At 38.2% G+C, this 19,027-nt stretch carries 22 protein-coding genes; 16 read left to right on the top strand and 6 right to left on the bottom strand.

The genetic code is table 11. The features are described from left to right. Positions 1–4 precede the first annotated feature (4 nt). From rpsP to rplS, 5 genes are read left to right on the top strand one after another with little or no spacing between them, the layout of a single operon-like run. Positions 5–232 (top strand): 30S ribosomal protein S16, encoded by a 228-nt coding sequence (gene rpsP, locus F3G75_RS00965; RefSeq protein WP_009293992.1) that lies wholly within the window; start codon positions 5–7, stop codon positions 230–232. Beyond that, positions 232–474: a KH domain-containing protein gene (locus tag F3G75_RS00960; protein ID WP_103604298.1), complete on the top strand. Its 243-nt coding sequence runs from the start codon at positions 232–234 to the stop codon at positions 472–474. Before rpsP ends, F3G75_RS00960 begins: the two co-directional genes overlap by 1 nt. Beyond that, positions 467–997, top strand: coding sequence for a ribosome maturation factor RimM (gene rimM, locus F3G75_RS00955; RefSeq protein ID WP_103604299.1), 531 nt, complete (start codon positions 467–469; stop codon positions 995–997). Before F3G75_RS00960 ends, rimM begins: the two co-directional genes overlap by 8 nt. Next, a complete protein-coding gene (trmD, locus tag F3G75_RS00950) occupies positions 994–1,686 on the top strand; it encodes a tRNA (guanosine(37)-N1)-methyltransferase TrmD (protein ID WP_149716225.1) in 693 nt (230 codons plus the stop codon). The genes rimM and trmD overlap by 4 nt, the downstream gene beginning before the upstream one ends. An 8-nt stretch (positions 1,687–1,694) precedes the next feature. Then, positions 1,695–2,051: a 50S ribosomal protein L19 gene (gene rplS, locus F3G75_RS00945; RefSeq protein ID WP_103580335.1), complete on the top strand. Its 357-nt coding sequence runs from the start codon at positions 1,695–1,697 to the stop codon at positions 2,049–2,051. A 197-nt stretch (positions 2,052–2,248) separates the two neighbouring features. Here the strand turns inward: rplS and F3G75_RS00940 are convergent, their stop codons facing one another. Both F3G75_RS00940 and tgt read right to left on the bottom strand, forming a co-directional pair. Next, positions 2,249–2,947 (bottom strand): CorA family divalent cation transporter, encoded by a 699-nt coding sequence (locus F3G75_RS00940; RefSeq protein WP_149707638.1) that lies wholly within the window; start codon positions 2,945–2,947, stop codon positions 2,249–2,251. Next, positions 2,937–4,067: a tRNA guanosine(34) transglycosylase Tgt gene (tgt, locus tag F3G75_RS00935; protein WP_149716224.1), complete on the bottom strand. Its 1,131-nt coding sequence runs from the start codon at positions 4,065–4,067 to the stop codon at positions 2,937–2,939. Before tgt ends, F3G75_RS00940 begins: the two co-directional genes overlap by 11 nt. Positions 4,068–4,145: 78 nt before the next feature. Here tgt and F3G75_RS00930 point away from each other — a divergent pair, with 78 nt between their 5' ends. The 11 genes from F3G75_RS00930 (at position 4,146) to F3G75_RS00880 (ending at position 15,614) form a co-directional block, all read left to right on the top strand. Further along, the gene (locus F3G75_RS00930; protein ID WP_107708563.1) at positions 4,146–5,252 is read left to right on the top strand and encodes an MlaE family ABC transporter permease; all 1,107 of its coding nucleotides are present in this window, start codon (positions 4,146–4,148) and stop codon (positions 5,250–5,252) included. Next, positions 5,249–5,989 (top strand): ABC transporter ATP-binding protein, encoded by a 741-nt coding sequence (locus F3G75_RS00925; protein WP_149716223.1) that lies wholly within the window; start codon positions 5,249–5,251, stop codon positions 5,987–5,989. Before F3G75_RS00930 ends, F3G75_RS00925 begins: the two co-directional genes overlap by 4 nt. Further along, complete coding sequence (locus tag F3G75_RS00920; RefSeq protein WP_021090581.1) at positions 5,990–6,922, top strand: MlaD family protein; 933 nt, start codon at positions 5,990–5,992, stop codon at positions 6,920–6,922. Then, positions 6,919–7,479 (top strand): ABC-type transport auxiliary lipoprotein family protein, encoded by a 561-nt coding sequence (locus tag F3G75_RS00915; RefSeq protein ID WP_021090524.1) that lies wholly within the window; start codon positions 6,919–6,921, stop codon positions 7,477–7,479. The genes F3G75_RS00920 and F3G75_RS00915 overlap by 4 nt, the downstream gene beginning before the upstream one ends. Before the next feature lie 93 nt (positions 7,480–7,572). After that, positions 7,573–8,991: a COG3400 family protein gene (locus F3G75_RS00910; RefSeq protein WP_149716222.1), complete on the top strand. Its 1,419-nt coding sequence runs from the start codon at positions 7,573–7,575 to the stop codon at positions 8,989–8,991. A 2-nt stretch (positions 8,992–8,993) separates the two neighbouring features. Beyond that, positions 8,994–10,031, top strand: coding sequence for a 3-dehydroquinate synthase (gene aroB, locus F3G75_RS00905; RefSeq protein ID WP_149716221.1), 1,038 nt, complete (start codon positions 8,994–8,996; stop codon positions 10,029–10,031). Then, positions 10,028–11,617, top strand: coding sequence for a mechanosensitive ion channel domain-containing protein (locus F3G75_RS00900; protein ID WP_149716220.1), 1,590 nt, complete (start codon positions 10,028–10,030; stop codon positions 11,615–11,617). The genes aroB and F3G75_RS00900 overlap by 4 nt, the downstream gene beginning before the upstream one ends. Next, the gene (mtaB, locus tag F3G75_RS00895; RefSeq protein WP_149716219.1) at positions 11,617–12,855 is read left to right on the top strand and encodes a tRNA (N(6)-L-threonylcarbamoyladenosine(37)-C(2))-methylthiotransferase MtaB; all 1,239 of its coding nucleotides are present in this window, start codon (positions 11,617–11,619) and stop codon (positions 12,853–12,855) included. Before F3G75_RS00900 ends, mtaB begins: the two co-directional genes overlap by 1 nt. After that, on the top strand, positions 12,842–14,494 hold the full coding sequence (locus tag F3G75_RS00890) for an ATP-dependent metallopeptidase FtsH/Yme1/Tma family protein (protein WP_149716629.1): 1,653 nt from the start codon (positions 12,842–12,844) through the stop codon (positions 14,492–14,494). Before mtaB ends, F3G75_RS00890 begins: the two co-directional genes overlap by 14 nt. A 10-nt stretch (positions 14,495–14,504) precedes the next feature. Then, complete coding sequence (gene mog, locus F3G75_RS00885) at positions 14,505–15,044, top strand: molybdopterin adenylyltransferase (protein WP_103641077.1); 540 nt, start codon at positions 14,505–14,507, stop codon at positions 15,042–15,044. Further along, a complete protein-coding gene (locus tag F3G75_RS00880) occupies positions 15,045–15,614 on the top strand; it encodes a nitrogen fixation protein NifR (protein ID WP_107770385.1) in 570 nt (189 codons plus the stop codon). Between the two features lie 36 nt (positions 15,615–15,650). On the opposite strand, the gene F3G75_RS00875 is transcribed toward F3G75_RS00880, so the two are convergent. Genes F3G75_RS00875 through thiF form a run of 4 tightly spaced genes read right to left on the bottom strand, consistent with a single transcriptional unit; the run spans position 15,651 to position 19,022 of the window. After that, positions 15,651–16,259: a thiamine phosphate synthase gene (locus F3G75_RS00875; RefSeq protein ID WP_149716218.1), complete on the bottom strand. Its 609-nt coding sequence runs from the start codon at positions 16,257–16,259 to the stop codon at positions 15,651–15,653. Then, on the bottom strand, positions 16,252–17,406 hold the full coding sequence (gene thiH / locus F3G75_RS00870) for a 2-iminoacetate synthase ThiH (RefSeq protein ID WP_149716217.1): 1,155 nt from the start codon (positions 17,404–17,406) through the stop codon (positions 16,252–16,254). The genes F3G75_RS00875 and thiH overlap by 8 nt, the downstream gene beginning before the upstream one ends. Further along, on the bottom strand, positions 17,406–18,170 hold the full coding sequence (locus F3G75_RS00865) for a thiazole synthase (RefSeq protein ID WP_149716216.1): 765 nt from the start codon (positions 18,168–18,170) through the stop codon (positions 17,406–17,408). The genes thiH and F3G75_RS00865 overlap by 1 nt, the downstream gene beginning before the upstream one ends. After that, on the bottom strand, positions 18,171–19,022 hold the full coding sequence (gene thiF / locus F3G75_RS00860; protein ID WP_149716215.1) for a sulfur carrier protein ThiS adenylyltransferase ThiF: 852 nt from the start codon (positions 19,020–19,022) through the stop codon (positions 18,171–18,173). Positions 19,023–19,027 lie beyond the last annotated feature (5 nt).

Here is a 19,027-nt window from a genome sequence, read left to right as displayed (position 1 = left end):
TAATATGGCAACAGTAGTAAGACTAACAAGAATGGGACGCAAAAAAAGACCTTTTTATCGTATAGTTGTTACAGATAGCAGAAAAAGACGCGACAGCGGTTGGATAGAGAGCATTGGTTATTACAACCCTATGGTTGAGCCAAATGTTATAAATTTCAACAAAGAGAGATTAGACTACTGGAAAAGCGTCGGTGCTAAACTTAGCGACAGAGTTGCACAAATTACAAAATAATGGTTGAAAATTTTTTATACGAATATGCCAAGCTGATAGCTGATTTTCCTGAAAAGGTGACTATTGAGCGTCAGGAGCTTGGTGAAAATTTTATTGAAATTATCATAAATGCTGACAAGATTGATACTGGAAAACTTATCGGTAAAGACGGTAAAATGATAAATGCTATAAAGACCGTTATTATTGGTTGCAAAGCCAAAGATAATACAAGCTATAGGGTAACGGTAAAAGCTATTGAATAGTGATATTGTTGAAGTCGCTACTATTGGAAGATGTGTTGGTTTAAGGGGTTATTTAAAACTTCACAACAAGAGCGACTTTCCAGAACAGTATAAAAAAGGCGCAACCTTTTTTGATAAAAAAAATGATCAGCTCATCATAAAAGACTACAACAGACAAAAAGAGCTGGTTCTGTTTGAAAATTTTGATGATTTAGACCTTGCTAAAACACTTGTAAACAAAACTATTTATACCACAAAAGAGCTCACTAGAAAAAACTGCAAACTAAAAAAAGATGAATTTTTTCAGTTTGATATTATTGGATTAAAAGTTGTAGAAAATGGCGAAATTTTAGGTATCGTAGAAGATATCCAAGATAATTTTGCAAATTCACTTTTATATATAAAAACAGATGAAGAGTTTATTACAGCTGGCAAACCAAAGAATTTCTACATTCCATATTTGGAGCGTTTTATCGAAAGCGTAAATTTGGATAGTGGAGAGATTTTGGTAAAAGGCGCTAAAGACATCTTAGAAAATTCATGAAATTTACCTTTATTACACTTTTTGTAAGTTTAGTCAAACCTTACTTTTGTGATTCTATTTTAAAACGTGCGATTAATAATAAATTTATAGAAATTGATTTCATAAATCCAAGAAATTTTACCAACGATAAACACAATAAAGTTGATGATTATATGATCGGAGGTGGAGCAGGGCTTTTGATGTTTCCACAGCCTTTGGATGAGTCGATCAAATTTCTAAAAGAAAAAGATAAAAATGCTCATGTGATATTTTTAACGCCAGCTGGTAAAAAATTTAATCAAAATGACGCAAAGAGGCTCTCTAAAAAAGATCATATTTGTTTTGTTTGTAGTAGATATGAAGGCCTTGATGAACGAGTTGTTGAGCTTTGGGCGGACGAAGTTTTTTGCATAGGCGATTTTGTTTTAACTGGTGGAGAGCTTCCTGCGCTTTGTATGAGTGATGCAATATCAAGAAATATACTTGGAGTTTTAGGAAACGATATGAGTCTTGAAGTTGAGAGTTTTGAGGATAATTTACTTGAAGCCCCATCTTTTACAAAGCCTGATAATTTTAGATCGATCTTTGTGGTTTCAGAGTTTTTAAAGGGTAACCATGCTAAAATCCACACTTTAAAAAATAAGATGGCTCACTGCAAAACAAGGTTCTTTCGCCCTGATTTATATCAAAAGCTTAAGCCACATAAATAAGGAAAAACATGAGAAATAAATACATTGAAGCATTTGAAAATGCTCAAATTGCTAGTAAAAATATTCCTGACTTCCGTGCAGGAGATACATTGCGTGTTGCTACTCGTATTCACGAAGGCGATAAAACTAGAATTCAAAATTTTGAAGGTATTTGTATAGCTAGACGTGGTAGCGGTACCGGCGAAACATTTATCATTAGAAAAATTGGTGCTAACAGTGTTGGTGTTGAGAGAATTTTTCCAATCTTTAGTGACTCAATCGAAGAGATAAAAGTTCTTAGAAAAGGTCGTATTAGAAGAGCTAAATTATTCTATCTACGTGACCTTCGTGGTAAAGCTGCTAAAATCCGCGAACTTAGAAAATAATTCTACTATCTGTCCTGAAGTCTATTCAGGACTTTTAATCTTCTTTTTAAATTTAATTTTTTTAATTTTTTTGTTTTTTAATATTAAAATATCTATTTATTTTTATTGTTTTTACCGCTAGGCTATAAAAATTTAAAATATATAAAAAATTTCTGTATAAAGTTTCAGATACCTTATATACTAAATTTATTTATTTTCTACTTCTTCTTATTTGTATACCAAAATAAAAAAATAACACAACAAAGAATTACTCCAAGCATTATTGATACAACTATTATGGTAGCATTTTTAGTTTCATTAAATGGTAAGCCTTGTGTATTCATGCCAAAAAACCCAGTTATTAGATTTAGTGGTAGCATTACAGCTGATATCATTGTCAAAATGTAAATATTTTGATTGATTTTGTCGTTTTTTATACTTTGTATAAAAGTATAAATATCATCTATTCTGCAGGCATACTCATTGGCCATTGTTCTAAAAACATTTGCCTCATGAGTACTATTTTTAAGCTCTTTTTTTAAATTTTGTTGCTCACTTTGGCAAATCGAAAGTGTCTCATAAAAGTGAGATATCTTGTTTTGAAATTTTCTAATCTCATATTTTAGAAAGTGGTGTCTTTTGATAAATTGATTAAAGTTTTTTCGACTAGCATAAATTTTTTCATACTCGTTTAGCTCATCTTGATGTTCTAAAATTTTGTTTGCATATTCATTACATAGTTTTTTAAGAGCCGCTTCAAACTCGTTTTTATCGCATTCGTGATCAAAATCTTCTTTATAAATTTTGCCATTTTTAAATAAAAATTTATAGCTTTGCTTTTGTGTGAAAGAAACAAGCAAAATATAGTCGTATTCATCGCCATAGAAATATCCACAAACTGAACTTTTATAGCTCATCTGTGCTCCTTTTTGCGTAGAAATTTCGCTTAAATTTAGCAAATTCGCCAGCCTCTATTGCCTCTCTCATCTCTTTCATTAAATTTAGATAGTAGTGTAGGTTATGAAGGCTTGCTAGTCTAAAAAACGTGAGCTCTCTAGCCTTAAAAAGGTGGTTTAGATAGCCTCTTGAGTAGAGCTTGCAGGTGTAGCACTGGCAGGCTGGATCGATCGGCGCGTGGTCGTTTATAAATTTGGCTGATTTTATATTTATCTTGCCAAAGCTAGTAAAAAGCGTGCCGTTTCTTGCGTTTCTTGTTGGCATCACGCAGTCAAACATATCAACGCCTCGCTCGACATTTTCGACCAAATCTTCAGGTGTGCCAACGCCCATTAGGTAGCGAGGCCTAAGCTCATCCATAAACGGCATAACCGCCTCAACCGTGTCATACATAGCCTCGTTGCTCTCGCCAACGCTTAGACCGCCGATCGCAAGGCCGTCAAATGGCATATCATTTAGGGCCTGCGCGCAGAATTTACGTGCCTCGTAGTCGGTGCCGCCTTGAACGATACCAAAGATATTTTGCTGCAAGCCAACACCCTTGCTTTGCATAAATTTGTGATAATCAATCGCCTCTTTTGCCCATTTTATCGTTCGCTTTATGCTTAGATCGATCCTTTTTGGCTCGGCTGGAAGAGCGACAAGATCATCAAGTATCATCATGATGTCGCTGCCTAGGTCATACTGCGTGTCAAGGACGGATCTTGGTGTGAAGTAGTGCGTGCTGCCGTCGATGTGGCTTTTAAATTTTATCCCGCCATCATCGTTTTTTGTGTTTGACCTAAGCGAAAATGCCTGAAAACCGCCGCTATCAGTTAAAAACGAGCGATCAAATTTAGAAAATCCATGCAGTCCGCCAAACTCATGCACGACCTTGCTGCCAGGGCGCAGATACATGTGATAGGTGTTTGCTAAAATGATCTTTGCGTCTAAAATTTCACTCATATCAAAGGCGTCAAGGCTTTTTACCGCGCCAACCGTGCCAACTGGCATGAAAACTGGCGTTTGTATCACGCTATGGGCAGTTGTTAGGATACCACGCCTTGCGTTTCCATCTTTTTTTATAACTTCAAATTTCATTGTTATCCCTTATTTTCTGATTTTTTATTTTAACAAAATTTATAATATAATCTAGAAATTTTAAGGCAAAGGAACTTTTTGCAAAATAAAAATGATGTCATTTTTGTAGTGGCAAATGGCGCTCAGACTATAAAATTTATAGGTGAGTTTAGCTATAAAGACGCAAAAAATTTACAAAGCATTTTTAAAAAAATCCAAAAACTTAACGGCAATATTAAATTTGATTTTAGTGAGCTAAAGAGCATTGATTACGCTGTTTTGATACTTTTAAGAAATGCACTAAATGGTAAGAAATTTGAGATCATTACAAATGATGAGAAGATAAAGGCGATGGGTGATCTTTTAAATGATGAAAAGATTGATTTTAACTACATGCCGCCACACAATAGTCTAAATTTCTTCTCACGTCTTGGTGAAAAAATTTGTGAAGGTTTTGTGAATTTAGCTGAGTTTGGCACGTTCTTGGGCGAATTTTTAATAAAAAGCGTAAAAATTTTATTTAATCCAGCCAGTCTTAGATTTAGGGAATTTAGTAACTACATAAAAGATGGCGGTGTAAATGCCGTTTTTATCGTATCCCTCACCGCTTTTTTGATAGGCGTTGTGCTTGCGTATCTTGGCAGTGCGATGCTTGCAAGCTTTGGGGCAAGTATATTTATAGTAGAGATCATGGGTATGCTAACGCTTAGAGAGGTGGCCCCACTCATCGCTGCTATCGTCATCGCGGGTAGATCAGCCTCTAGTTTTACTGCTCAAATTGGCGCTATGAAGCTAACCGAAGAGATAGATGCGATGAAGACAATGGGTTTTGAGCCATTTAACTTCTTGGTGCTGCCGCGCATCATCGCAATGGTGCTTTGTGTACCTGTCATTATCTTTATAGCTGACGCTATAAGTATCTTAGGGCAGATGATTATTTGCCAAACGATACTTGATATCAGCTTTAGCGACTATCTAAATAGATTTCGCGAGATGGTCGAGCTCAGACACTTTGCTGTTGGTATGATAAAGGCTCCATTTTTTGGTGCGATTATAGCGATTATTGGGTGCATGAGAGGATTTGGCGTGAGTCAAAATGCTCAAAGTCTTGGAGCAATGACAACAGTTAGCGTTGTAAATGCGATATTTTGGGTCATTGCGCTTGATGCATTTTTCGCGATAATTTTTATGTGGCTAAAGATATGAACGAGATAATAGTTGGAAAAAATATAACTACAAGTTATGGCGATAAGATCATGCACGATAACGTGAGCTGGAGTGTAAAAGAGGCAGAAATTTATGGCTTTTTGGGCGGTAGCGGCACCGGTAAAACAACGCTCATGAAGACGATGATATACCTAAAAAAACCTGATAGTGGCGATATAACGTTTGATGGCGTCAATATGTGGAAAAGTAGTCAAAAAGAGCAGCAAGAGATTAAATTAAAAAGCGGAACGATGTTTCAATTTGGAGCACTTTATAGCTCGATGACGATCCTTGATAATGTGGGCGTTTTGCTTCATGAATACTCTAAATTTAACAAGCGCCAGATCGATGAGATAGCGATGTTTTGGATACAAAAAGTTGGACTTAAAAAAGAGGTTTCTATGCTTTATCCAAGTGAGCTAAGTGGCGGTATGAAAAAGCGTGCCGCGCTTGCAAGAGCCTTGGTGCTAAGCCCAAGGGTGCTATTTTTAGATGAGCCAAACAGCGGACTTGATCCTGTTAGCTCACGCCAAATGGACGCGCTCATAAAAGAGCTTCGTGATAGCATTGGCGTGACTGTTGTCATGGTGACTCATGATGCTGATAGTATTTTTGATATTTTGGATAGATTTTTGATAATAGATAACAAAAAAATAGCCTTTGAGGGAAATATAAAAGAGCTTGAATATCTCAAAAACAACCCACTTGAAGAGCTATTTAAAATGAGGAAAAAGTAGATGGAAAATAGAAATTCTTATACTATTGTTGGCATGTTTTTTATGGCTTGCCTTACAGCATTTGCGATATTTATCTGGTGGATGACTAGCAAAAATAATACAAAGGTTGATTTTAAAGAGTACTACATCCACACGACTGAGCTGCCAAGTGGATTAAAGGTTGATTCAACAGTTAAATTTATCGGTGTGCCAGCAGGAAGTGTTAGTGATATAAATTTTGTCGATGATAAAAACGCTCTCATAAACATCACTATGAAGATAAGAGAGGATCTGCCGATAAAGGCTGATAGTGTAGCAAGTATCGAAGTTCAAGCTATTAGCGGTGTGGCTAGTATAAATATAAGCCGTGGCACGAAAGACTTTGCATCAGGTCAAAAGCCTATCTTACAGCTTGAAGAGAGCCTCTTTTCAAAGCTTGGAAACAACGCTGAAAACATTACTTTAAAGATAAATCAAACACTTGATAAAGTCGATAACTTTTTCTCGCCTGAAAATATTGCTCACGTAGAGTCAGTCCTTAAAAATATCGATAAATTTACACAAGTTTTAACAGACGAAGAGGGATTAAGCGAGGTTGATAGTATCGTTAAAAATGTAAAAAATTTTACAGATACTCTAAACAAAACCGACACAAAAGAACTGGTTAAAAATTTAAACAGACTAATTTCAAATGCAAACCAAGTTTTTGTATCGGCAAATTCGGCTATCACCGGATATAATTCGCTGCAAGAGCTCATCACAAAAAAGGCTAAAGATGGTGAATACGATCTTAGAAATACGGTTGGACCGTTATTAAGAGAGGCGAGTGATTTTTTAAATGGATTTGACAAGACGCTTCGTGAATTTAGAGGCGCACTTCAAAGGCTTGAAGACAATCCTTACGAGTTTTTCTTCACAAATCCAGTGCCAAACGACAAAGGAGATAAAAAATGAGAAATTTAATCTTTCTAACGGCTACGCTTTTATTTCTTGGCTGCTCACTAAAGACGGATGTGCCAGTTGCAACAATGTATGAAATTCACTATTCAAATAAGGCTTGCTCAGCTGAAAACAAGCAAAAAGAGCTAAAGAATGTCTTCATCGAAAATGTAAGCGCTCTTGATATGGTCGATACTAGAAAAATTTTGATCGTAGCTGAAAATAATAAAATTAGATACCTAAGTGACGCTAAATTTGTATCTGAGCCAAGCGAAATGGTCTATAAATCGCTTGTAAAAGGGCTTTATTCAAACTGCGCTGCAAAGCCGATATTTTCACCAAACGCAAAGGATCTTAGGCTAAAAGTTAGCATCATCTCTCTTCAAATAAGAGGCGACAAAGCCGAAGTTTCACTAGCTTATGAGCTGTTTAATGCAAACACTTCGCTAAAATCTGGCATGATCACAAAAGAAATTTTTTGTCCAGATCCAAGCTCAAGTACTATTTTTGATACGATAAACAAGGCTACAAATTTAGCAATCGATACGCTAATCTCTGAAATAATCTCTTAAATTTTCTTGGCTGTAAATTTCTAAATTTATAGCCAAAATAGCTTATTTTAAAGACCTTTTGTTATAATGTGAGCTTTAAAATACGGAGAATTGATGAAGAAAATTTTAATAATCGCAGATGGAACTTTTGCAAGAAATTTTTTAAATAGACTACTTGAAACAAAATCAAATTTACATCACTATATCGTTGTTTCAAGCGAAGATTACAGCCAAAAATCAAATTATGAAAATTTTACATTTTACCAGTTTGACCCAACTAGCCTCTCAAAGCTAAAAAGCGTGAGCGATGGCTATTTTAGTCAGTTTTGTATAGTTTGCGATGATAAAAATGAGGCGATTGCAGTTTATGAAAATTTAAGACAGATCAGCACAAAGACCGAGGCTGTTTTTATGAACTCGTGGGAGCTTGATGAAAAATGTAAAGAAACATTTGCTAGTGATAAACACTTAAGCGTGGTTGATATCAGAGATATTGCAGCATCAAGGCTTATGGACTATTTACCAGATCTGCCGGTTTTAGCTGATAATATTGGGCTTAGTGAGGGTGAGATCATGGAAGTTAAGGTGCCAATAGGTAGCTCTTATATGTATCGTCACATTAGCTCAGTAGCTCAAAAAAAGTGGCGAATAGCCCTCATATATCGAGGTAGCGAGATAATCTTGCCAAAGCCAAATGTAATGATACAGCCAAGCGATATATTACTAATCGTTGGTGATCCAAATGTGCTTCAAAATGTTTACCGCTCGATTAAGCGTGAAAGTGGACAGTTTCCAAGTCCATTTGGTAGCAATATCTATGTGCTGATCGACATGATCTCAATGGATAAAGAACGTGTTAGCAAGCTCATAAAGGATAGCTTGTATTTGCATTCAAAGCTAAATAATAAACGCCTTTTTTTTAGAGTGATAAATCCAACTTTAGGTGAAAATTTAGATACTTTAAAAGCGATAAAAGAGAAAAATATCATCGTTTTGATGGATTATTTTAATAGTGATAACAAATCTATAAAATATGACGTTTTAAAGCACGATATTGGCCTAATCTTAAGCGACGATAAATACTTTTTTAAATTTAAAAAGCTATTTTATGAGCTAAAACTTCCAGTGCTAAAAACAGGCAAAATTTTGCTCTCAAATATAAAAGAGGGCGTTATACTAGGTGATCAAAGTCAAGAGGTGGAGAATCAATCAGCCGTGATAACAGACTGCTGTGCACAGCTTGATTTGGAGATGAAATTTTACTATTTTGATAATAAGCATAGCGAAGATGAAGCGCTAAGAGAGCATTTTGAGAGTATTAGCGCGCTATTTTCTAAACGCATAAAGATAGAAAATCACAATCTAAAAAATCCGCTTGTAAAACTAAAAAATACAAAAGATTTGCTCCATTTTGTGATGTTTAGCAAAAGCGTGGCAAACGGTGGGGCATTTGCCTTTTTATCGACAAATTTAAATAGGCTTTATAAAAAACTAAGCCAAAATGCACAGCTTTTTGTGCCAGTAAGTGAGTAAAAATGCAGATAAATTTAAATCTTAAAGAAAAAGCATCAAGCTATAAAATTTATATAAACGAGCTTGAAAGACTAGAGCTAAAAGGCAAGGTTGGCATCGTTACAAACGCCAAAGTAGCGGGGCTTCATCTTGAAAAGCTACTTAGTGTTTTGAAGTGTGATGAGAAATTTATCATAAGTGTGCCTGACGGCGAAGAGTATAAAAATTTAAAGACGTTAGAGCAAATTTTAGAGCAGCTTTTTGTGAGCAAATTTGATCGCTCATCTACGCTAATCGCCTTTGGTGGTGGCGTCATAAGCGATATGACTGGCTTTGCGGCAAGCATCTATGAAAGAGGGATAAATTTCATAAATATCCCAACTACGCTTCTAGCGCAAGTCGATGCGAGTGTGGGCGGAAAGACCGGTGTAAATAATAAATTTGGTAAAAATTTAATAGGCTCTTTTTATCAGCCAAAGGCGGTTTTTTGTGAGATAAATTTTTTAAGGACATTGCCAAAGAGAGAATTTGCAGCTGGTGTGGCTGAGGCTTTAAAAATGGCAATAACCTTTGACAAAGAGATGTTTGATTGGCTAAAGAGCATAAATTTGGACGATGAAAATTTAGCTAAGCTGGTTGAAAAGTCTATAAATTTAAAAGCAAAAGTGGTTGAACAAGATGAGAAGGAAAGGGGGCTAAGAGCCATCCTAAACTACGGCCATACCTTTGCTCACGTTATAGAAAATGAGACAAATTACAAAGAATTTTTACACGGCGAAGCGGTGGCAATAGGTATGAATATGGCAAATCGCCTAAGCGTAAAACTAGGTCTCATGAGCGAGGTAGATGCCGAAGAGATCAGGCAGGTTTTGGTAAAATTTGGCCTTCCAGTAAGCTACAAAATAGAAAATGAATATGCATTTTACGAGGCATTCTTTATGGATAAAAAGACAAAAGATGATAAGATAAATTTCATCATTGCAGATAAAATCGGCAGTGCGATCATAAAAAATGACATCAAAAAAGAAGATGTTTTAAAAATTTTAAGAGAATTTAAATGAAAAAGATCATAGCTTTACTACTTTTTTGCTTTGCCCTTTATGCTGAAGAAAACGTTACGCTTGAGCAAAATGGCTCACAAAATTTACAAAATAACGAGCTTGTAAAAGATATTTCAAATCTAGATAACTCCCTAAAAAACAATATCTGGATCACAAGATATGCTAACTATAACACTTATCAAAGGCTTATTGATGAGCTTGAAAAAAATGAAAATGAACTAAAGAAACTGGACAAAAGCTCAAGAAGAGGTAGCGATATCATAAAGAGAATCCAAACTCTAAAAGAGCAGATAAATTTACTAAAAGAGTATGAAAAAACGCCATTTTCAAATATGTTAGCAGCTCCTGAAATGGATACTCCACCAAGGATAACAAGTCCTGTTGCACTTATATCTGGCTTTTCGTATATCAAAAAGATAAAGAGTGATAAGATCGAGTATCAAAGGCATATAAAAGAGCTTGATACGCTTTTGGAAAAGCTTGAAACAAAAGAAAATTTACTAAATAGACTAAATTTGATAGAAGAAAATGAGCAAAATAGAGAAAGCCTAAACTTGGTAAAACAAGAAATAGGTGACTTTAAAGCGGCAAAACAGATCGCTGATACTACTTATAATGTCTATGAAAAAAGGGCTGATGAGGCTATAAATTTAACAACCTCTGATATAAAAGCTCAGTTTTTAAGCATGGGCTATACAGCTATCATCATTCTTTTGACGATCGGACTAACATTTATCGCTAAATTTATCGTTAAAAGAACGATTACTGATAATGAGAGATTTTACACGGTCAATAAATTTTTAAACGTTTTAAATATCACCGTTATCATCATAATCTTACTTTTTTCATACATCGAAAATGTCACATATCTAGTAACCGTGCTAGGTTTTGCTTCGGCTGGTATCGCCATTGCGATGAAAGATATGTTTATGAGTATGCTTGGCTGGATGGTTATTATGTTTGGTGGCTCTATACATGTTGGTGATAGGATTAGGGTATTTCATGATGGGAGCGAATTTGTAGGCGACGTCATTGATATTTCGCTACTTCGCTTAACTGTTTTTGAGGATGTTAGCTACTCAACCTATAAAACAAACCGCCGTGCAGGTAGGATCATCTTTGTACCAAATAACTATATTTTTACAGACCTAATCGCAAACTATGCTCACTATGGCATGAAGACCGTTTGGGACGGTATAGATATCATGATAAGCTTTGATAGTAACCATAAAAAGGCTGTCTATCTAGCGAGAAATGTTGTCAAGAAATACTCAAAAGGCTATACCGATATCGCAAAACGCCAGATGAATAAACTAAGAAGTCAATACAGCATCAAAAATCCAAATGTTGAGCCAAGAATTTATACGTTTTTTGAGCCTTATGGCATAAATATCTCATGCTGGTTTATGTCAAATTCCTATGCCACGTTGGCACTTAGAAGCACGATAAGTGCTGAGATCATCGAGGCTTTTTTGGCTCAAGATGATATAAAGATCGCTTATCCAACGCAAACCATGTTTGTAGGTAAAAAAGAAAATCCAAGCGATCATACCGCACACGGTGAGCAAGAGAGCGAAAATTCTTAATGCAAAAGATATTTTTTAAAACATTTGGGTGTCGTACAAATATCTATGATACCGAGCTTTTAAAAAGCTACATCAAAGACTACGAGATCACAAATGATGAAGATGCTGCTGATATTGTCGTGATAAACTCTTGCACAGTCACAAATTCTGCCGATAGCGGCGTCAGAAACTACATAAACGGTGTAAAAAGGCGCGGGGCAAAGGTGGTGCTGACTGGATGTGGCGCGGTTAGTAAGGGCAAAGAGCTATTTAATAGCGGTATATTTGGCGTACTTGGAGCTAGTAAAAAGAGCGATCTAAATGAACTTTTAAAGCAAGAAAAGCCATTTTTTGAGCTTGGGAATTTAAACTCAGTTGATAAAAATATAGTTACAAATTATGAAAATCACACAAAGGCTTTTATAAAAATTCAAGAAGGCTGCAACTTTAGCTGCAGCTACTGCATCATCCCTTCGGTTCGCGGCAAGGCTAGAAGCATGGATGAGGCTATGATATTAAAAGAGGCAAGAATTTTAGCCCAAAACGGCTATAATGAGCTCGTACTAACTGGCACAAATATAGGCAGTTACGGCAAAGATACAAATAGCTCTCTTGGTAAGCTTTTGGCAAACTTAGGTAAAATTTCTGGCATTAGACGCATTAGGCTTGGAAGCATTGAGCCAAGCCAGATAGATGAGAGCTTTAGAGAAATTTTAAAAGAAGAGTGGCTGGAGCGTCATCTGCACATCGCACTTCAGCATACGAGTCAGGCGATGTTAAAGATCATGCGAAGACGAAATAACGCATTTAGTGATTTGGAGCTTTTTAATGAGCTAAGCTCACTTGGCTTTGCCCTTGGCACGGACTACATCGTGGGTCATCCAGGCGAGAGTGAGGAAATTTGGGAAGAGGCGGTGGAAAATTTTAAAAAATTTCCTATCACACATCTGCATGCTTTTGTCTATTCTCCAAGGCGTGATACGCACTCAGCTACGCTAAAAAGCGATGTTAGCGGTGATGTGGCAAAAAGTAGGCTAAAAATTTTACAAGGCATAGCTTTGCAAAATAATGAAAATTTTAGAAAAAAACATAACGAAGCTTTAAAAATTTTAGTCGAGCAAAAAAATGGTGAGTTTTACGAGGGCTTTGATCAGTTTTACAACAAAGCTAAAATTTTAAGCCAAAAAGACATAACAAAAGAGTGGGTGGAGGTAAGCGAATATGAAGTTAAGCCAGATGCCAATTATGCAAAAATTTAAATTTAATAAGAAAAATATCCTAATAATCGCAGCTGTCGCATTAATCAGCGTGCTGTTATTTGCCGTTAGTAAAGAACCACGAAATATCACATATTCGCAATATATGCAACTAATGGATGGAAATTTTATAGACCGCGCTGTAATCGATGACGATGAAGTCGTGCTTTATGCACAAAACAATCGTTTTTCAATCATAAAAGAGGGTATCGATCTAAAAGAACTTATTAAAAAAGTACCTGTTGAAAAGACTAAGCAATACATCACTCCTGGCATGATCTGGGGATTTATCATCTTTGTCTGCTTCGTGTTTTGGTACGCTTATATCTTTAGAAGTATCAGGAAAAAAGAGGAGAGCTTGCTTAGCAAAAAAGAGGGCGCATTTGAGATAGAAAGCGTGCTAAATCAAAACACGATGCCAGTCATCTCAAATGTGAGATTTAGCGATGTAGCTGGTATTAGTGAGGTCAAAAGCGAGCTTAGCGAGATAGTTGATTTTCTAAAAAATCCACAAAAATATAGAAATTTTGGTATCAAAATGCCAAAAGGTGTACTAATGATCGGCCCTCCAGGCGTTGGTAAGACGCTTGTGGCAAAGGCAGTTGCTGGTGAGGCAAATGTGCCATTTTTTTATCAAAATGGTGCAAGCTTTGTTCAAATTTATGTTGGTATGGGTGCAAAAAGAGTGCGAGAGCTTTTTAGTAGAGCCAAGTCCTATGCGCCCTCAATCATCTTTATCGACGAGATAGACGCCGTTGGTAAGAGCAGGGGTGGGACTAGAAACGACGAGCGAGAAGCCACGCTAAATCAGCTGCTAACCGAGATGGACGGCTTTGAAGATAACTCGGGCGTCATCGTCATAGCTGCCACAAATAGGATCGAGATGATCGATGAGGCACTACTTAGATCAGGGCGTTTTGATAGGAGAATTTTTCTTTCTATGCCCGATTTTAACGACAGAGTAGCGATCTTAAACACATATCTAAAAGATAAAAACTGCGAAGTGGTGGCTGAGGATATCGCCAAAATGAGCGTTGGCTTTTCAGGTGCGGCACTTAGCACGCTTGTAAATGAAGCTGCGATAAATGCCCTAAGAAACGGCGAGAGCGTGCTTAAAATGAGAGACTTTGAGGCTGTTTTAAACAAGGTCTTGCTCGGCAAAAAAAAGGTGCTAAGCTATAGCGAAAACGAGAAGAAAATTCAAGCCATTTATCAAGGAGCAAAGGCACTAAGCGCTTACTGGTTTGATGTGAAATTTGAAAAAATTTCTCTTATAGAAGATAGGTTTATGGCCACAGAGCAAGAGATCGAGTCAAAGTCGCAGATGATATCTCGTATCAAGGTGCTCATCGCTGGCATGTGCAAGCTTGAGATAGATGAAAATGACATCTTTTCAAACTCGAGCAATGACCTAAATTTAGCCAAAGAGATCGCTTCAAAGATGGTTTATGAATATGGCATGGGAAGCTCTTTCGTGCCAAATCCAAACGATGTAGAAGAAATTTTAAAGCAAGCAAAAGAGGAGATCACGTCCTTTTTAAAAGGCACAAATGAGCAAATCGCAAAGATAAGCTCATATCTGCTAGCATACGAGAGCGTAGATAAAGAGACGCTGGCAAAAATTTTAAATGAAAACTACTAAAGGAGAAAAAGTGAAAGCAAAAATAGGCATATTAACCCTTTCTGACCGTGCAAGCGAAGGCACATACGAGGACAAATCAGGTCCAGCGATCAAAGAGGTGCTTGATAGCTGGATAGTGAGCGAGCGTGAGTACTTTTACGAGGTTATACCAGATGAGTTTGAGCTGATAAAAGAGAGGCTTGTGCACATGGTAGACGTGCTTGGCTGCGACCTTGTGCTAACTACTGGCGGTACAGGACCAGCGGTGAGAGACGTTACGCCAGAGGCTACTGAGGCGGTTTGCGAGAAGATGATGCCAGGCTTTGGTGAGCTAATGAGAGCCGCAAGCCTGCAATACGTCCCAACAGCGATCCTATCGCGCCAAACAGCAGGCATCAGAGGGCACGCGCTCATCATAAATTTACCAGGTCAGCCAAAAGCGATAAAAGAGTGCTTGGAGCCGGTATTTCCAGCGGTGCCATACTGCATTGACTTGATCGAGGGGGCATTTATTGAGACTGACGAAAATGTGATGAAAGTTTTCCGCCCAAAACAAAAGAAAATCTCGTAAATGGGTTTGACAGATAGCCTAAATTTAAAAGCTACTGCCTTTGCAAATAGGTGGCGACTTGTTATTAAAATTTGGCTTGTTTTTTCTTTTTTATCCTATGCGCTGGCCTACTATCTTGGGTTAGAGGTTTTTGGCTTTATCTCTGCCATTTCTATCTTTGGCTGTGTTTGCCTGCTAGCCTTTAGCTCACTTCTTTGGTTTATCGCTAGCCTTGTATTTTTGCAACCTTTGGTATTTTTACTACTTGAAAAATTTGATGAAAGCATTACTGTTTATGCTTTAGCCTGCTCAATTTGGCTGCTTGGCTGGATCACTTTGTCGCTTGTGGTTGATGATAAATTTGCAAGACTGGGAAATGACATCTTGCTAAAGATCTCTCGCATAGTTCTTGTTGGCGAGTTTGCCTTGCTATATTTTTTTAACTACAACAGCAGCCTTGACATAGAGACTTTAATAAAGTCAAATTTGACAAAGTCGCTGCTTTTAGTGCTAAACTCCTATATGCTGCCATCGCTTGTGACGCTACTTATATTTGATATAAAAACATATATCGCTAGTAAAAATGAGTAAAATTTTACGTATTATTTTATGTAATTTATACTAAATTTAGCCGTTTTTGCTCTCTGCTATCTTTTTTACAAGCTCCATATCGCCGATCATAGCTAAGCTCATGAAGCAGATTCCGCTAGCACCTGCTTTTATAGCCTCTTTGTAGTTACCGCCATCTAGTCCGCCAAGTGCGTAAATTTCTTTATTAAAGCTTTTTAGCTCGCTTATAAAACTTACCCCTTTTGGCTCTAAATTTGGCTTGCAAGAGGTGGCAAATATATGTGAAGCGACTAGTACGTCAGCGATAGAGGCTGAAATTTTAGCCTGTTCTATGTCGTGAGCCGGTGCGTAAATTTTAGCTGTTTTTCTAAATTCTTCTAAAAAAACGCCGTGATTTTTAAAAAACTCAAGCTGCGCCGAAGTGAGCCAAAAATCGCTTTTTAGCCTGCAAGATACGTCAAAAAATTGATTAATGATAAAATTCTTGCGGTAGTTTTCACAAATTTGAGCCACAACCCTAGCAAGATCGTAAAAATTAGCCTCGCTTAGCCCCTTTGCACGAAGCAAGATTTCATCCACGCCAGCCTTGCAAAGTAGCTGAATCCTCTTTAAAAAGTCATCGCCCTCATAGCTTTCAAAGTCGGCCACGCAGAGAATTTTAAACATAGACATACTCGCTCATCAAGGGCTCTAAGCCGTTTGCTTTTATCATTGCTTTTATCTCATCCACGCTTCTGTCGTCGTTTATCTCAAACTGCTCGTCGCCCTTTTTCTCTTCGCCATGAGCGCCGATGCTTACTTTTACGCCAGCGCTTATCTTATTTGCGGCGATCTTTACGGCGTTGTCGCGAAATTTTGCCTTTTCTCTGGTTGAAATGGTTATGCTGGCTGTTGGCATGAAAATTCTATAAGTGCAGATCACTTGTAAAAGCTCGCGCTCGCCCACATCACGCGGATTGATGCGGTCGTTGTTTATGATAGGGCGAAGCCTTGGGCATGAAAATGCGATCTCAGCGTGTGGATACTTTTTCTGAACTAAGCTTGCGTGAAGTGCCGTAGCAAAGGCATCAAGTCTAAAGTCATCTATACCAAGAAGTGCGGCAAAACCAACCCCTCTCATGCCTCCAAGAAGCGCTCGCTCTTGCGCATTTAAGCGGTATGGGAAGATTCTTTTATTACCGCCAAGGTGGATTCTCTCATATTTTGTAGGATTATAGGTCTCTTGAAAGACGGTCACGTAGTCCACGCCGCTTTTGTAAAGCAGAGTGTAGCCGTCTGAATTTAGCGGGTAAATTTCAACCCCAACGACTTTAAAAAATTTCTTTGCCAAAGCACAGGCATTTGCGATGTAAGCGACACTTGAATTAGTCTCGCTCTCGCCAGTTAGGATCAAAATCTCCTCCAGGCCGCTCTTTGAAATTTCTCTTAGCTCCCTTGTGATCTCCTCGTCGCTTAGCTTTGCCCTTTTTATTTTATTTTTAGCGTTAAAGCCGCAATAAACGCAGAGATTGTCGCAGTAGTTTGCTATGTAAAGCGGAGTAAAAAGCGTGATGTTTGAGCCAAAATTTGCCCTTGTCTTTGCTTGGGCGAGCTGGGCAATTTGCTCTAAAAATGGCGCTGCAGTAGGCGAGAGTAGGGCTTTTAAATTTTCAAGCGAGCAGTGCTTTGCATTAAGAGCTGCTTTTACGTCAGCCTCGCTGTAAATTTCAGGCTTATAGCTTGCTCGCTCTTTTAAAATCTCATCCATAATGTCGCTGCCAATATCCTGCATGTGAGGCAGCAGCTGCATGTGGTCAGTTCTTGTAAATTTCATCAGTCTAAGAATCCAGTGAGCGGCGATGAGGCATTTGCGCTTTTGCTCTTTCCGCCAAGCCCTGCTAGATAGGCGTTTCGACCGGCGATGATAGCCTCTTTGAAGGCTCTTGCCATGAGCGGGATATTTTTAGATGAGGCGATGGCTGTGTTTGCCATGATCGCAGCTGCCCCCATCTCCATCGCTTCGCATGCTTGTGAGGGCCTACCGATGCCAGCATCAACTATGATCTGCGTGTCAAGCTCGTTTATCAAAATCTCAATGATATCTTTAAAAACTAACCCTTGGTTTGAGCCAATAGGCGCAGCTAGAGGCATTATGCAGCTTGCTCCCGCACTTAGCATCGCCCTTGCAGCGTTTAGATCCGGAAACATATAAGGCATCGGCACAAAGCCGTCATTTGCCAAAGCTTCGCACGCTTTTATCGTTTCAGCGTTGTCTGGAAAGAGAAATTTAGAGTCGGTGATGATCTCTATCTTAACAAGCTCGCCGCACCCAAGCTCACGTGCTAGCTGGGCGATGCGAACGGCCTCTTTGGCGTTCCTAGCGCCACTTGTGTTTGGCAAAAGTGTCACATCTTTTGGGATAAAGTCGAGTATATTTCGCTCTTTGCTCTCGTTTATGCGCCTAAGAGCAAGGGTTAGGATCTGCGCGCCAGCCTCGTTTATGGCTGAGTCGATGAGCTCGTGCGAATACTTGCCAGAGCCAAGGATAAAACGGCTTTGAAACTCCTTGCCGCCAAGGATCAAACTATCACTTTGCACTTACGCCTCCAAGCCCATAAGTAGTCTAATGGCTAAATTTGCCTCGTGATTTGCGCAGACTGCGACGCGTGGCGCCATGAGCCCTTGACCGATCTTCGCCTCATTTGTGAGGTCGCCGCAAAGATAGACATTTTTGGCAAATTTTATGGTTTTTATGAGATTTGAGCTAAAGTATCCTGCCATGCCAGAGGCACCGATGATCTTTTTCTCTTTTAGGCTTGCGCCAGCTTCGTTTAGTATCATCGCCTTGCCAGCGACATTGTCAAAGGCTTCACATAAAATTTCACACTCACCAAAGACGCTAGCCACATTTTTTTCATCTAAAAATATATCGTGAGTTTCGACCTCGACAAAGGGATTGACGTCATTTATCAGCTCTTTAAGCGCCTGCGTCTTTTTCATACCGATGTGGCGGACGAAATACTGCTGGCGGTTTAGATTGCTTGGCTCAACGACGTCAAAGTCGGCAAGCACTAGCTTTTTTACGCCAACTCTTGCAAGGCTTAGCGCGATATTTGAGCCAAGACCACCAAGTCCAGCCACGCCGATCACGGCTTTACTTAGGGCTAAATTTAGCTCAGGGCTGTTTCTTGAAGCGATCATCGAGCGTAAAACTTCACGCTCAGGCATAACGCCACGCCTTATAAATACGACATTTGAGCCATCTTTTAGCTCACTATCTTCTTTTATAGCAAAGCCATCAACGATAAAAATATCTGGCTCGGTTGCATTAAATTTCTCTAAAAATTTATAAATTTCACTCTCTTTATCACCAAGCGCAAGCTCTTTTAGCTCGCTAAGGCTTTTTGCTGACACCTTAAATTTTGTGCCATTTAGTATTATCTCTATCATTTTCT

Origin of the sequence: Campylobacter concisus (genome assembly GCF_902460705.1) — a bacterium.
GTDB classification, from domain to species: domain Bacteria; phylum Campylobacterota; class Campylobacteria; order Campylobacterales; family Campylobacteraceae; genus Campylobacter_A; species Campylobacter_A concisus_Z.
Note: the sequence above shows the minus strand (reverse complement) of the source record. Positions and strands in the feature narration are given on the sequence as shown.

Coding starts and splice junctions, on each gene's coding strand:
- thiF (WP_149716215.1), bottom strand. CDS start 19,022: ATGATAGAGATAATACTAAATGGCACAAAATTTAAGGTGTCAGCAAAA.
- F3G75_RS00890 (WP_149716629.1), top strand. CDS start 12,842: ATGCAAAAATTTAAATTTAATAAGAAAAATATCCTAATAATCGCAGCT.
- trmD (WP_149716225.1), top strand. CDS start 994: ATGAAATTTACCTTTATTACACTTTTTGTAAGTTTAGTCAAACCTTAC.
- F3G75_RS00925 (WP_149716223.1), top strand. CDS start 5,249: ATGAACGAGATAATAGTTGGAAAAAATATAACTACAAGTTATGGCGAT.
- mtaB (WP_149716219.1), top strand. CDS start 11,617: ATGCAAAAGATATTTTTTAAAACATTTGGGTGTCGTACAAATATCTAT.
- F3G75_RS00940 (WP_149707638.1), bottom strand. CDS start 2,947: ATGAGCTATAAAAGTTCAGTTTGTGGATATTTCTATGGCGATGAATAC.
- rplS (WP_103580335.1), top strand. CDS start 1,695: ATGAGAAATAAATACATTGAAGCATTTGAAAATGCTCAAATTGCTAGT.
- rpsP (WP_009293992.1), top strand. CDS start 5: ATGGCAACAGTAGTAAGACTAACAAGAATGGGACGCAAAAAAAGACCT.
- aroB (WP_149716221.1), top strand. CDS start 8,994: ATGCAGATAAATTTAAATCTTAAAGAAAAAGCATCAAGCTATAAAATT.
- F3G75_RS00910 (WP_149716222.1), top strand. CDS start 7,573: ATGAAGAAAATTTTAATAATCGCAGATGGAACTTTTGCAAGAAATTTT.
- F3G75_RS00960 (WP_103604298.1), top strand. CDS start 232: ATGGTTGAAAATTTTTTATACGAATATGCCAAGCTGATAGCTGATTTT.
- F3G75_RS00900 (WP_149716220.1), top strand. CDS start 10,028: ATGAAAAAGATCATAGCTTTACTACTTTTTTGCTTTGCCCTTTATGCT.
- tgt (WP_149716224.1), bottom strand. CDS start 4,067: ATGAAATTTGAAGTTATAAAAAAAGATGGAAACGCAAGGCGTGGTATC.
- thiH (WP_149716217.1), bottom strand. CDS start 17,406: ATGAAATTTACAAGAACTGACCACATGCAGCTGCTGCCTCACATGCAG.
- F3G75_RS00915 (WP_021090524.1), top strand. CDS start 6,919: ATGAGAAATTTAATCTTTCTAACGGCTACGCTTTTATTTCTTGGCTGC.
- F3G75_RS00920 (WP_021090581.1), top strand. CDS start 5,990: ATGGAAAATAGAAATTCTTATACTATTGTTGGCATGTTTTTTATGGCT.
- F3G75_RS00875 (WP_149716218.1), bottom strand. CDS start 16,259: ATGTTTAAAATTCTCTGCGTGGCCGACTTTGAAAGCTATGAGGGCGAT.
- F3G75_RS00880 (WP_107770385.1), top strand. CDS start 15,045: ATGGGTTTGACAGATAGCCTAAATTTAAAAGCTACTGCCTTTGCAAAT.